Genomic DNA, 11,893 nt, shown 5'->3' with positions numbered 1-11,893 from the left:
TCGAGAATCGTCGCGTGTCTCCTGCGAACGACCTCGACCTCCGCCGGCTGCTGGCCACCGGCAGCACCGGCCCCGCACCCACCGAGCTGGTGGTCCCGGCCCTGCTGCTGCGCGCCCCCACCGCGACGTGGTCGGAGCTCGTCCACATCTACGTGCCGCACGGCCCGACGGTCGCGTTCAGCGGCCGTGACCTCCGTTCACCCGGCATCGCGAAGGCCACCGAGGTGGCCCGTGCGGCGGGGTTCGCGACGGTGGTGCGCTCGCCGGGCGGGCGGATGGTCGCCTACGACGCCGGTGCCGTCGTGATCGACCACCTCGACCGCACCACCGGAATCCGGCACGCCGGCAGCGCCACGTTCGCCGCCAACGCCGAGAGCCACGTGCGGGTGCTGCGCGGGCTCGGTGACGTCGACGCCCGCGTCGGCGAGGTCGACGGCGAGTACTGCCCCGGCGAGTACAGCATCAACGTGGCGGGCACCGCCAAGGTCGTGGGCTCGGCCCAGCGGGTCACCGCGACCGGGTCGCTGTTCAGCACCGTCGTCCAGGTCGCCGTGTCGGACGAGGTCCGCGCCGTGCTCACCGCGGTGTCGCAGGCGCTGGGCTACGGACTGCGGGAGAGCTCGATCGCCGGACTGGCCGACTACGCGCCGGGGCTGTCCTCGGCGGAGGTCGCGGCGGCGTTCGCGGCGGACTACCGCGACCGGCTCGGGTTGGCCGACGGGCAGGTCCCCGCCGCGGTCGCCGCCCACGCGGCCGGGGTGGTGCCGGAGGGAGCGGGACCGTTCCACGTGGACGACTGGACCCGCGCGCACCCGGTGCCCAGCGCCTGACGCCCGATGCCGGTCACCCGGGACCGATCCGCTCCGGCAACCCCGCCGCTGCCGTCAGCAGCAGCACGGCGAAGCTCAGCGCGTAGCCGTTGACCGTCCACTCCAGCTCGGTGACCGACGCACCGAGGTCCGTTCTGACCGCCGTCAGCGCGGTCGTCACGACCAGCGCGTCCAGCACCACCATCAGCGACGCGACCGAGGTGGTCACGAGCACCCACGTGCGGGTGGCCACTGTCCTTCCCCCTCTGGCTCCGGCCGGTGTCACCCGACGCCGGCACTTCGGGGGTGTGGACCCGTGGAGGCGGTGAAAGGAATCGGAAGGGTTCAGCCCAGTGCGGTGCCCTGCGGCTGCGGGCACTGGCCGCCGGGCGTGGTCAGCAGCTCGAAGTGCCACATCTCGTTGGCGAACGCCTGGCAGAGCCCGTGGTCCGCGCCGTGCTGGACCAACCAGTCCGCGGCGGCGGTCGGCCCGATGTCGATGGCGTGCCCGGTCACGTGCTTCGACTTCTCCGGCGGGTGCACGAGCTTGCGGGCCTCCTCCGCGCTGCGGTACCGCGCGGTGGCCTCGTCCAGCAGCCGCTGCTGGTACCGCTTGCTGCGCCAGCCCGACGTCACCTTCAGCTCCACCCCGCGCGCCGCGGCGTCCACGGCGGCCGCCCGCACCGCCGCGAGCAGTGCGGGGTCGAGGTTGGCGATGGCGGGGTGGTCGTTGTCCTGCAACGAGATGCTCTCGTTCTCCGGGATGCTGCCGTCACCGTCCGCCCGGGAGCTGCCACCTCCCGAGTGGACGGTGCCGGCCTCCGGCGGTGTCGCACAGGCCGTCACCACGAGCACGAGCACCACCGCGCAGGCGGTGCGAAGTCCGTTGCCGCCCGCGTGTCCCCGCATCACCACTGGTTCATCTCCTCGTCGTCGCGCGCCGGGTGTGTCCGACGTGCTCGACGATGCCGCGCCGATGTGATCGGCCGTCGCGCGGAATGTGCTCGTTCTGCAACGACCTGTCGACGGGGTGCCCGTGAGGACCGCTCGTCCGGGAACAGCGGACCGCGCCGGGTGGCCGGTCAGGTCACGCAGTTGCCGCGTTCCAGCTCCTTCGCGCGCCGGGCCACCTCACCCGACCACGCGAGCTGCGGCCGGCGAACCGCCGCTGCTGTACCACCGGCTCGTCCGGTCTCACTCGACGTCGTCACCGCCGAGGCCCATGCCGCCGGTCCCGCGGCCGTCCTCGTCTGGCACGTCCTCGGGGGTGTCGCTCGGCGGCCGCCGCGACACCTCGGCCTCCGTCTCGGTCAGGGGTGTGCCGCTCGCTTCCTCCGCGGCTCCCCGCTGCACCGTCTCCTCGTCCCGGTCCGGTCCGGTCACGGCACTCTCCTCCTGGAGGTCGGCTTCCGTCCGTGCGGCATACCCGCCAGCGGCGTGGTGAACCGGCGAACGCGGTGCGGATCGCGCGAACGCAGATCCGCACCGCGCTACCGGACCCGCGCGGTTGCTGGCTGTTGAACAACACTGCCGAACACAGCCCGACCACACGCGCGGTGCCGCCGCGTCCGGCGCACCGGGCCCGGCGGACCGGGAGTTCCCTGCCGGGTCCGGTGCTACGCCTGGTTCCACAGAGGACTGGGGGTTTTCGTGATCACGATTTGGCAGCGCTCTCGCGGTCGGCCACGGCGGTGCTGCGCGGCTGCGGCCCGGTGTTCCGCGACGCCCATGCCCCCGTGCTCCGCCGCACGCGTGTGGGCAGCGGCTGCCCGCTCGTGCGCACGCGCGGAGCTGATCAGGCTCTCCCGCAACCGCTGTCGTGCCTGCGCCGCGTGCAGGCGCGCCTCGGCCGGCGCGGCCATGGCCGTGCTGACGTCACCCGAGCTCGACGCCCTGCCGGCCCGCGTCTTGAGCCGGGCCCGGCGCGACTCCAGCGCACGGATGCGCCGTTCCACTCCGTGCACCCGTACCGCACCCGTGTACCGGCGGCCGTTCCGGGTAACCACCCGCATGGCCACCGACACCGCAGGCCCGCCGGGCGAGGGCCACCTCGGACTCCCCGCCGAGCGCGAGCCGGACCTGGCAGCGCACCTGACCAGAATCGCCCGTGCGCTCCAGCAGCAGCACGGCGAGCAGGAGACGATGGACGCGATCGTCCACGCCGCGGCCGGGACCATTCCGGGTGCCGAGCACGCGGGCATCATGACCGTGCTCGGCCGCAGGGAGATCCGGACCGTCGCCACGACCGGTGACCTGCCGTGCGAGGTCGACCAGGCGCAGCTCGCGTCCGGTGAGGGTCCCTGCCTGACCGCCCTGTACGACGAGAAGATCGTCTCCGTCCCCGACGTCGCCGGTGACGACCGGTGGCCCGTGTTCACCGGGAAGGCCGCGGACCTGGAGGTCGGCAGCATGCTGTCGTTCCAGCTGTTCGTGCAGGACGAGGACCTCGGCGCGCTCAACCTGTACTCCGCGCGAACGGGTGCGTTCGACGACGAGTCGTGGCACGTCGGCAGCCTGTTCGCCGGGCACGCTGCGATCGCGCTCGCCTCCGCCCAGGAACGCAGCCAGCTGAGCGCGGCGGTGGCGACCCGCGACCTGATCGGCCAGGCCAAGGGCATCCTGATGGAACGCCACCAGATCACCGCGGACCAGGCGTTCGCGGTGCTCACCCGCGCGAGCCAGCACACCAACCTCAAGCTGCGCGACATCGCCGAGCAGCTCACCAGGACCGGCCGGCTGCCCACCTGACTTGATCCAGGTCGCACACCACGCCGGGCAAAATGACGGGGTGAGTGCCCCGCGTCGAGGCCGGCCCACCGGTCCCACCGGACCGGTCATCGGCCGTGCGCTGCAACTGCTCGACGCGTTCGACGCCGAGCATCGCGAGCTGACGTTGAGCGACCTCGCGCGGCGGGCCGGGTTGCCGTTGTCGACCGCGCACCGGCTGATGCAGGAGCTGTGCGCGTGGGGTGCCGCCGAGCGGGGTGCGGACGGGCTCTACCGGATCGGGCTGCGGCTGTGGGAGCTCGGCTCGCTCGCGCCGCGCGGTCCGGGGTTGCGGGAGACCGCGTTGCCGTTCCTGGAGGACCTGTCCCAGGTCACGAGGGAGAACGTGCAGCTCGCCGTCCGGGAGGGCACCGAGGTCGTGTTCGTCGAGCGGATCGCGGGGTCGGTCGCCGTGCCGGTGCTGACCCGCGTGGGCGACCGGTTCGCGCTCACCGCCACCGGTGTCGGCCTGGTGCTGCTCGCGCACGCGCCGGTCGAGGTGCAGGAGGACGTGCTGAGCGGTCCGATCGACCGCTACACCGCCAGGACCGTCACCGATCCGGCCCAGCTGCGGCGGATGCTCGCCGCCGTCCGGTCGAACGGCTTCTCGGTCAGCGACCGGCAGGTGACCATGGACGCCCTCTCGGTCGGCGCGCCGGTCCACGATGAGCACGGCGAGGTCGTCGCCGCCGTGTCGCTGGTGGTGCGGCACGGCACCATGACGCCGCACGCGCTGGCGCCGCTCGTGCGCACCAGCGCTCAGGCGATCTCCCGAGCGCTCTGCGGCTAACGGCGTCAGGGCTTCCATTTTCCGGAAACGGCGCTTCGCCGCGTGCGGTGGTCTCCGCCACGCTGTGCTCTCCCACCACGGAGCAACACCGGCGAAGGAGCCCGAATGACCGGCTTTCCGCGCGACCAGTGGTACGTCGCCGCGTACGGGTCCGAGATCGAGCACGACCTGTTCAGCCGCACCGTCTGCGGTGAGCCGATCCTGTTCTGGCGCACCCGTGGCGGTGCGGTGACGGCGATGCCGGACCGGTGCGTGCACCGGCGGTTCCCGCTGTCGCAGGCGCCGTCGCGGCTCGTCGACGACCAGGTGGTGTGCGGCTACCACGGGTTCACCTACGACGCGGGCGGCCGGTGCGTCGCCGTGCCGGGGCAAACGCGCATCCCGCGCACGGCCCGGCTGCTGCCCTACCCCGTGGTGGAGCAGGACTCGTTCGTGTGGGTGTTCATCGGCGACCCGGAGAAGGCCGACGCGGCGCGCATCCCGCGGGCGCCGTGGCTCGTCGCGCCGGACTACACGACGGTGTGCGGCATGGAGCCGTTGCAGGCCAGGTACTCGCTGCTCGTGGACAACCTGCTGGACCTCTCGCACGAGACCTACCTGCACGGCGGCTACATCGGCACCCCGGAGGTCGCGTCCACCCCGATCACGACCGAGGTCGACGAGGACGCGGGCATCATCTACGTCTCGCGGCACATGGACGACGCGGAGTGCCCGCCGTTCTACTCGAAGTCGACGGGCCTGGAGGGCCGGATCGCGCGCTGGCAGGACATCGAGTACACGCCGCCGTGCCTGTACAAGCTGCACAGCCGCATCGCGCCGGTCGGGTCCACGCCGAACCCCGACGGCACCGACCCGGACGCCTTCCACGTCGAGGTCGTGTACGCGATCACGCCGGAGACCGAGACCTCGACGCACGACTTCTGGGCCGTGGCACGGGACTTCGCGCTCGGCGACGAGGAGGTCTCGGCGTTCCTCGCGGAGAGCAACCGCACCGTCGTGCTGCAGGACGTCGTGGCGCTGAACGTGCTGGAGCAGGTCATCGCGTCCGAACCGGAGGGCTACCAGGAGCTGTCGATCAACATCGACACCGGCGGGCTGGCCGCGCGGCGGATGCTCGGGCGCCTGTGCGAGCCGGCGTGAACGCGCTCACCGGCGAGCGGGTCAACCGCGTCCACTGGGTGCCCGGCACCGACCGGCTCCGCGCGACCTGCCACTGCGCGGCGGAACGCGAGTTCGAGGGCCCGGTCGAGCTGTGGGACTGGCTGCTCGCCCACCCTGCGGGGCACACGCCGTGAAACTGCTGCTGGAACGCAAGGAACCGGTCGCCGACGGGGTGGTGCTGCTGACGTTGCGGCACCCCGCGGGCGACCCGCTGCCGCGGTGGACGCCGGGCGCGCACGTCGACCTGGTGCTCGCCGACGGGGTGGTGCGCCAGTACTCGCTGTGCGGCGACCCGGCCGACACCGCGGTCCTCCAGGTGGCCGTCCTGCTCGAACCGGGCGGCCGCGGCGGCTCGCGGCACGTGCACGAGGTGCTCACCGCCGGGCAGGAGGTCGAGGTGCACGGGCCGCGCAACCACTTCGAGCTCGTCGAGGCGAAGCGGCACCTGTTCATCGCGGGCGGCATCGGCATCACGCCGATCCTGCCGATGATCGCCGCGGTGACGGCGGCGGGAGGTGACTGGCGGCTCGTCTACGGCGGCCGGACGCGGTCCTCCATGGCGTTCCGCGCGCAGCTGGAGCACCTGCCCGCGGTGGAGCTGCGCCCCGAGGACGAGCACGGCCTGCTGGACCTGGCCGCGCTGCTGGGCGAACCCGAGGAGGGCACGGCCGTGTACTGCTGCGGCCCGGAAGGCCTGCTGGCCGCGGTCGAGCAGCACTGCGCGCGGTGGCCGGAGGGCACCCTCCACGTCGAACGGTTCGCGCCGAAGCCCGGCGCCGGCGAGGGACCGCGGCAGGACTTCGAGGTCGAGCTGGCGCAGACCGGGACCACGGTGCGGGTGTCGGCGGGACAGTCCGTGCTCGACGCCGTCGAACGGGCCGGGGTGTCCGTGCTGTCGTCCTGCCGGGAGGGCACCTGCGGCACGTGCGAGACGGGCGTGCTCGACGGCGTGCCGGACCACCGGGACTCCGTCCTCACCGCGGCCGAACAGGACTGCGGCGACGTGATGATGATCTGCGTGTCCCGGTCCCGCTCACCGCGGCTGGTGCTGGACCTCTGACCGGCGGCGCGGCTCAGGCCGGTGGTGCCAGCACGACGGCCGAGTTGTGCCCGCCCATGCCCAGCGACGACTTGATCGTGATGCCGTCCGCGACCGGTGTGGGCCCGTTGAGCAGCCGCGGGTGTCCCGGTGCGACGACCGGTGGCGCCGGGACGACCCCGCAGTCGTAGGCCATGGCCGTCACCGCGACCTCCACGGCGGACGCGGCGCCCTGGCAGTGGCCGGTCAGCGGCTTCACCGAGTAGATGCCGGTGTCCGGTCCGAACAGCTGTTCCAGCACGGCGGCCTCGGCGGCGTCGCACTGGGCCGTGCCGGGACCGTGGGCGTTGAGGTAGCGCACGTCGGCGGCGCTCACGCCGGCGTTGTCGAGCGCGTCGGTGAAGCAGGTGGTGATCTGGTCGAGCCGCGGGTCGATCGAGGTCACGTGGTAGGCGTCGTGCGACATCGCGCCGCCGAGCGTCATCGCGTACGGGTTGGACGCGCGGCGCGACAGGACGAACGCCACGGACGCCTCGCCCATCACGAAGCCGCGGCTGCCCTGCTGGAACGGCCGGCACGCGTCGAGCGGCTCGGCGTCCACGATGGCCACTCCCAGGCGGACGAAGTGGGCCACGTTCTCCGGGGTGAGGGACAGGTCCGTCGCCACGAACACGACGTCGTCGACGATTCCGGCGTCCAGCCAGGCCTTGGCGGTGATGAGCCCGGCGTTGCCGGACGCGCACATCGCCGAGACGTTCATGGCCGGACCGTGGAAACCGTATTCCTGCATGAACATCGACATCGGGGTGGACGGCATCAACGCCAGGTAGTCGTGCACCGGCAGATCGCCTCCGCGCGTGACGTAGAACTCGCGCCACAGGTCGACCTCGCCGAGCACGACGGCGTGCAGCAGACCGACCCGGCGGCCCGGCTGCCAGCCGCGCGCACCGGCGTCCTCGACCGCCTCCCTGGCCGCGGCCCGCATGGCCTGGGTGAACCGGCTCGGTCCGTCGGCCGGGTCGCCGCCCTCGCCCACGCACGCCGCCCAGACGGTGTCGCCGGGGAAACGGGCCAGCTCAGGCACCACGACGGCGGCCGGTCTCCCGCTCACCAGACCGTCCCAGAGCGACTGGCGGCCCCAGCCGTACGCGCTGACGACGCCGATTCCGCAGACACCCACACCACGCGCGACCATATCCCGCTCCCCCACACCGAGGGCCGACACCTCACACCAGCATAAACGGGTCGGTCGGCTCGCGAACACATCAATCGGCAGTCTACAATGGACTGTTGACGGGACCCCTGGCCGCCCGTCGCTCCCGGCGACCGGATATAACGGCTCACCGTGTTCACGCCAGACGGGTGCGGCTCTGGCACGGTGTGTAGTAGGACTTCACGATGGCCACGCCACCGCGAGTCCGGGGGACGATCGGATCTGGGAGCGACGACGTGAGCGGCCTGACCGGCGACGCCGAGTTCGACCACGAGCTGCTGGCCGACCTCGCGCTCTCGGTCGGTGCCGCCGTGGCGTGGTGGCTGGACCTGGGCACCGACCGGTTCGGCTGGACGGCGGGCCTCGACTCGGTGCTCGGCCTGCCCGGTGCGGACGCCGACGCCGTGCGCGCCCGGCTGACCGAGCTCGTCGCGCCGCTGACCGTGGCGGCGCGGGCGGCCTCGGCGTGGCAGGAGTTCGAGCTGGAGCAGCCGCTGGAGACCCCCGGCGGCCGGCGCTGGCTGCTGTTCCACGCCCGCGTCTCGGCCCGCGGTGGTGAGCGGGCGCTGGTCGGCGTCGCCGCGGACGTGACCCGGCGGCACGCCCAGCAGCAGGAGCTGGCCGACCTCGCCGACCGCTACCGGCTGCTGGTGGACCTGTCGCCGGACGCGATCGTGGTGCACGAGGCCGGTGTGCTCGTGTACGCGAACCCGACAGCGGTCCGGTTCGTCCGGGCGCAGTCCGAGGGCGACCTGCTCGGGCGGCCGATCACCGACTTCGTCCACCCGGACTCGCAGTCCGACATGCTGCGGCGGATCGAGAAGCTGACCGTGCCGGGCGCGACCAGCGACCCCGCGGACGCCGTGCTGCTGCGGCGCGGCGGCGGCACCCTGGACGTCGAGTCGGTGTCGGTGCGCACGACCTGGGAGGGCCGGCCGGCGTTCCAGGTGATCATGCGGGACGTCACCGAGCAGAAGGCGGCCGCCGCGGCGCTGACCTACCAGGCCGCGCTCGTCGCGCACGTCAGCGACGCGTTGATCGCCACCACCGCGGACGGCGTCGTGACCAGCTGGAACCCCAGCGCCGAGCACGTCTACGGGCACCGCGCGGCCGATGCGATCGGCCAGCCCATCGGCGCCGTGGTCGGCGCCGCGCTGTACCCGGCCGCCGTGCTGGAGGCGGGTGGCGTGGCCCAGGCGGAGCACCACCGCTCCGACGGCGAGGCGCTGGCGGTGCGGGTGTCCGTGGCGCGGATGGCCGACGGCTACGTGCTGATCTGCGCCGACGAGACCGCGCGCCGCCGGGCCGAGCGCCACTTCACGGCCGTGGTCGCCGCGATCGAGGAGGGCGTGCTGGTGGTCGGCCCGACCGGCCTGGTCGAGTCGGTCAACCCGGCGGCCGAACGGATTCTCGGCGTGCGCGCGCAGGACGCCATCGGTCAGGCGGCGTCGCTGACCGAGCTGCACGACGAGGCGGGCCGTCCGGTGCCGGTGGACCAGTTCCCGTCCGCGATCACCAGGGCGACGGGCCGTTCGCAGCACGGCCGCATCCTGCGCGCGCTGCGGCCGGACGGCACCCGCGTCTGGCTGTCGCTGAGCGCCCGCGCGCTCAACCAGGACGGCCGGCTGCCGTCGGCGACGGTCGTGTCGTTCACCGACATCACCGAGCGCCGCCTGATGGACAGCAGGCTGGAGCACGAGGCGACGCACGACGCGCTGACCGGCCTGTGCAACCGCACGGTGACGATCAACCGGCTCAGCCCGGCCGCGCGGGCGCACCGCTCGGGGCTCACCGCGGTGCTGTTCATCGACCTGGACAAGTTCAAGGTCATCAACGACTCGCTGGGCCACAGCGCAGGCGACGAGGTGCTGCGGGTCGTCGGCACGCGGCTGAGCCGCAGCTCCCGCCGGGGTGACGTGGTGGGCAGGCTCGGCGGCGACGAGTTCACCGTCATCGCCTACGGCGTGACCGGCCCCGAGGAGGCGCACGCACTGGCCGGCCACGTGCGCGCCGAGCTCAACCGGCCGATCACCGTGCAGGGCCGGCAGCTGCACGTCGACGCGAGCGTGGGCATCGTGCTGGCCGACCCGAGCGACGCCCGCGACGGCGCCGACCTGCTGCGCGACGCCGACCTCGCCATGTACCGGGCGAAGACCGACGGCCGCGGCCGCATCGCGTTCTTCGACGTGGAGCTGCGCGACCGCATCCAGCGCCGGCTGCAGCTGGAGCAAGACCTGCGCCGCGCGCCGCTGAGCGACCAGCTGTGGCTCGCCTACCAGCCGATCATCGACGTCGCCACGGGCCGCCGCACGGCCGTGGAGGGCCTGCTGCGCTGGACGCACCCCCGCTACGGCCTCATCTCCCCCGGCGAGTTCATCACGCTCGCCGAGGAGAGCGACCTGATCAACATCATCGGCGCGCACATGCTGCACACCGCGACCCGCGAGCTCGCCGTGCTGGCCCCGCACCTGCAGCTCACCGTGAACCTGTCGGCCCGCCAGCTCGACGACCCGTGGCTCGTCTCGGCCATCCGGCACGCCACCCACGAGGCGGGCCTGCCCCCGGAGTCGCTCTGCCTGGAGATCACCGAGAGCGCCCTGATGCGCGATCCCGCACTGGCCGCCCGCACCCTGTCGGCGCTGCGCGACCTGGGCGTGCGGCTCGCGATCGACGACTTCGGCACCGGCTACTCCTCGCTCGCCCAGCTGCTCACCCTGCCGCTGGACACGCTCAAGATCGACCGGTCGTTCACGTCGGGCCTGGGCCGGTCCGCGGAGGCCGAGGCGATCGTCACGAGCATCATCGCCATGGCCCACGCGGTCGACCTGAGCGTCATCGCGGAAGGGGTGGAGCAGACCGAGCAGCTCGACGTGCTGCGGGAGCTGGGCTGCGACCAGGCGCAGGGGTTCCTGCTGGGCCGGCCGGTGCCGCTGGCCGACCTGTGAGCCGCGGCCGGAGCCGTCCGGCCGCGACCCGCCCCGCAGCGGCTACCCGAGCCGCCACTGCTGGTTCGGCTGCCCCGAGCACGACCACAGCACCAGCAGCGTCCCGTTGGCCGTGGCCCGGCCGGAGGCGTCCAGGCACAGGTTCGACGCCGCGTTGGTGATGGTCCCGTCGGCGTTGACGTTCCACTGCTGGTTCGCGCCGCCGGAGCAGTCCCAGGTCACGACCTTCGTGCCGTTGGTGGTGCCCCAGCCGTAGGCGTCGAGGCACTTGGAGCCGTACCCGACCAGCTGCTTGCCCGCGGTGTACGTCCAGCCCTGGTTGGCGCCGCCGTGGCAGTCCCACAGCTGCGCCTGGGCACCGTTCGCCGTGCTCGACCCCGGCACGTCCGCGCACCGGCCCGAGGGCACGCCCACCAGCCGCTTGCCCGCGGCCACGGGGTCGCCGATGGCGCCCGGCACGGCCCGCAGCGCGGAGTACCAGGTGGCGGCCATCTTGTCGTAGCCGGTCGCGGTCGGGTGGACGCCGTCGATCAGGTCGCCGGTGGTGAGGGCGGCGTGCATGTCCACGAGGTGCACCTTCTTGCCCGCGTTCACCTTGCTCTGCACCATGCCGGGGATCGTGGCGTTGAACGAGCGCGCCGCCGCCTCCTGCGACTGGTTGGCCAGCGGGATGATCGTCGCGACGAACACGTCGGCGTTCGGCACGGTCGCGGTGATCCGGTCGACCAGCGCCGACAGGCGGCCGGGTGCGCCGGCGACGTTGTAGTTCTGGAGCACGTCGTTGGTGCCGATGTGCAGCAGCACGGTGCGCGGGGTCGTGTTGCGCAGCCAGCCGGTGATGTTCGCGTCGATCTGGTCGATGCGCCAGCCGGGGTGCCCCTGGTGGTCGTGGTCGCCCAGCGAGGCGGGGCCGTTGAACTGCGAGCCGACGAAGTCCACCCGGTACCCACCGCCGCCGAACCGCTGCCAGAGCCCGATCCGGTAGCCGCCGGGCACCTGGGTGCCCTCGGTGATCGAGTCGCCCAGCGGCATCACCCGCGTGCCGCCGTTGGACTCGGCGACCGCCGGTGTGGCGGGCAGCAGCGCGGCGGCGACCACCGCGGCAGCCGCCCAGACGGCCTGCCAGGACTTCCTCGGCATCGCGTTCTCCCCTCGCAGCACAACGTTAAG

The 11,893-nt window shown here is 73.0% G+C and carries 13 protein-coding genes; 7 read left to right on the top strand and 6 right to left on the bottom strand.

Annotated elements, in window-relative coordinates; all coding sequences use genetic code 11:
* Window positions 1-14 precede the first annotated feature (14 nt).
* Window positions 15-830, top strand: coding sequence for a lipoyl protein ligase domain-containing protein (locus ACZ7CD_RS06940; protein ID WP_470378472.1), 816 nt, complete (start codon window positions 15-17; stop codon window positions 828-830).
* A 13-nt stretch (window positions 831-843) separates the two neighbouring features.
* Here ACZ7CD_RS06940 and ACZ7CD_RS06935 read toward each other — a convergent pair whose 3' ends face one another.
* From ACZ7CD_RS06935 to ACZ7CD_RS06920, 4 genes are all read right to left on the bottom strand, one after another.
* On the bottom strand, window positions 844-1,062 hold the full coding sequence (locus tag ACZ7CD_RS06935; protein ID WP_470378471.1) for a hypothetical protein: 219 nt from the start codon (window positions 1,060-1,062) through the stop codon (window positions 844-846).
* 92 nt (window positions 1,063-1,154) lie between these two features.
* Window positions 1,155-1,718 carry a M15 family metallopeptidase gene (locus ACZ7CD_RS06930; RefSeq protein ID WP_470374194.1) on the bottom strand — a complete coding sequence of 188 codons (564 nt, stop codon included), beginning with the start codon at window positions 1,716-1,718 and terminating at the stop codon, window positions 1,155-1,157.
* 285 nt (window positions 1,719-2,003) lie between these two features.
* Window positions 2,004-2,192, bottom strand: coding sequence for a hypothetical protein (locus ACZ7CD_RS06925; RefSeq protein ID WP_360384110.1), 189 nt, complete (start codon window positions 2,190-2,192; stop codon window positions 2,004-2,006).
* 233 nt (window positions 2,193-2,425) lie between these two features.
* Window positions 2,426-2,764 carry a hypothetical protein gene (locus ACZ7CD_RS06920; RefSeq protein ID WP_458432513.1) on the bottom strand — a complete coding sequence of 113 codons (339 nt, stop codon included), beginning with the start codon at window positions 2,762-2,764 and terminating at the stop codon, window positions 2,426-2,428.
* 55 nt (window positions 2,765-2,819) lie between these two features.
* Here ACZ7CD_RS06920 and ACZ7CD_RS06915 point away from each other — a divergent pair, with 55 nt between their 5' ends.
* The 5 genes from ACZ7CD_RS06915 (at window position 2,820) to ACZ7CD_RS06895 (ending at window position 6,586) form a co-directional block, all read left to right on the top strand.
* Window positions 2,820-3,557 (top strand): GAF and ANTAR domain-containing protein, encoded by a 738-nt coding sequence (locus ACZ7CD_RS06915; protein ID WP_470378470.1) that lies wholly within the window; start codon window positions 2,820-2,822, stop codon window positions 3,555-3,557.
* A gap of 40 nt (window positions 3,558-3,597) precedes the next feature.
* Entirely contained in the window at window positions 3,598-4,365 is a 768-nt protein-coding gene (locus tag ACZ7CD_RS06910) for an IclR family transcriptional regulator (protein WP_458432515.1), read from the top strand.
* Window positions 4,366-4,470: 105 nt separating this feature from the next.
* Window positions 4,471-5,505: an aromatic ring-hydroxylating dioxygenase subunit alpha gene (locus ACZ7CD_RS06905; protein ID WP_360384122.1), complete on the top strand. Its 1,035-nt coding sequence runs from the start codon at window positions 4,471-4,473 to the stop codon at window positions 5,503-5,505.
* Window positions 5,502-5,660, top strand: coding sequence for a hypothetical protein (locus tag ACZ7CD_RS06900; RefSeq protein WP_360384125.1), 159 nt, complete (start codon window positions 5,502-5,504; stop codon window positions 5,658-5,660). The genes ACZ7CD_RS06905 and ACZ7CD_RS06900 overlap by 4 nt, the downstream gene beginning before the upstream one ends.
* Window positions 5,657-6,586: a PDR/VanB family oxidoreductase gene (locus tag ACZ7CD_RS06895; protein WP_470378469.1), complete on the top strand. Its 930-nt coding sequence runs from the start codon at window positions 5,657-5,659 to the stop codon at window positions 6,584-6,586. The genes ACZ7CD_RS06900 and ACZ7CD_RS06895 overlap by 4 nt, the downstream gene beginning before the upstream one ends.
* A 13-nt stretch (window positions 6,587-6,599) precedes the next feature.
* On the opposite strand, the gene ACZ7CD_RS06890 is transcribed toward ACZ7CD_RS06895, so the two are convergent.
* Window positions 6,600-7,760: a beta-ketoacyl synthase N-terminal-like domain-containing protein gene (locus ACZ7CD_RS06890; protein ID WP_360384131.1), complete on the bottom strand. Its 1,161-nt coding sequence runs from the start codon at window positions 7,758-7,760 to the stop codon at window positions 6,600-6,602.
* A gap of 203 nt (window positions 7,761-7,963) precedes the next feature.
* On the opposite strand from ACZ7CD_RS06890, the gene ACZ7CD_RS06885 reads away from it, so the two are divergent.
* Window positions 7,964-10,723: a sensor domain-containing protein gene (locus ACZ7CD_RS06885; RefSeq protein WP_470378468.1), complete on the top strand. Its 2,760-nt coding sequence runs from the start codon at window positions 7,964-7,966 to the stop codon at window positions 10,721-10,723.
* Between the two features lie 42 nt (window positions 10,724-10,765).
* Here the strand turns inward: ACZ7CD_RS06885 and ACZ7CD_RS06880 are convergent, their stop codons facing one another.
* Window positions 10,766-11,863 carry a ricin-type beta-trefoil lectin domain protein gene (locus ACZ7CD_RS06880; protein ID WP_470374113.1) on the bottom strand — a complete coding sequence of 366 codons (1,098 nt, stop codon included), beginning with the start codon at window positions 11,861-11,863 and terminating at the stop codon, window positions 10,766-10,768.
* Window positions 11,864-11,893 lie beyond the last annotated feature (30 nt).

Source organism: Lentzea sp. NPDC036949 (genome assembly GCF_055608075.1).
Note: the sequence above shows the minus strand (reverse complement) of the source record. Positions and strands in the feature narration are given on the sequence as shown.

What these genes read in the sequence shown, in the direction of transcription:
- ACZ7CD_RS06930 (WP_470374194.1), bottom strand. Translation starts at nt 1,718, where the DNA reads ATGCGGGGACACGCGGGCGGCAACGGACTTCGCACCGCCTGCGCGGTG.
- ACZ7CD_RS06915 (WP_470378470.1), top strand. Translation starts at nt 2,820, where the DNA reads ATGGCCACCGACACCGCAGGCCCGCCGGGCGAGGGCCACCTCGGACTC.
- ACZ7CD_RS06905 (WP_360384122.1), top strand. Translation starts at nt 4,471, where the DNA reads ATGACCGGCTTTCCGCGCGACCAGTGGTACGTCGCCGCGTACGGGTCC.
- ACZ7CD_RS06890 (WP_360384131.1), bottom strand. Translation starts at nt 7,760, where the DNA reads ATGGTCGCGCGTGGTGTGGGTGTCTGCGGAATCGGCGTCGTCAGCGCG.
- ACZ7CD_RS06885 (WP_470378468.1), top strand. Translation starts at nt 7,964, where the DNA reads ATGGCCACGCCACCGCGAGTCCGGGGGACGATCGGATCTGGGAGCGAC.
- ACZ7CD_RS06880 (WP_470374113.1), bottom strand. Translation starts at nt 11,863, where the DNA reads ATGCCGAGGAAGTCCTGGCAGGCCGTCTGGGCGGCTGCCGCGGTGGTC.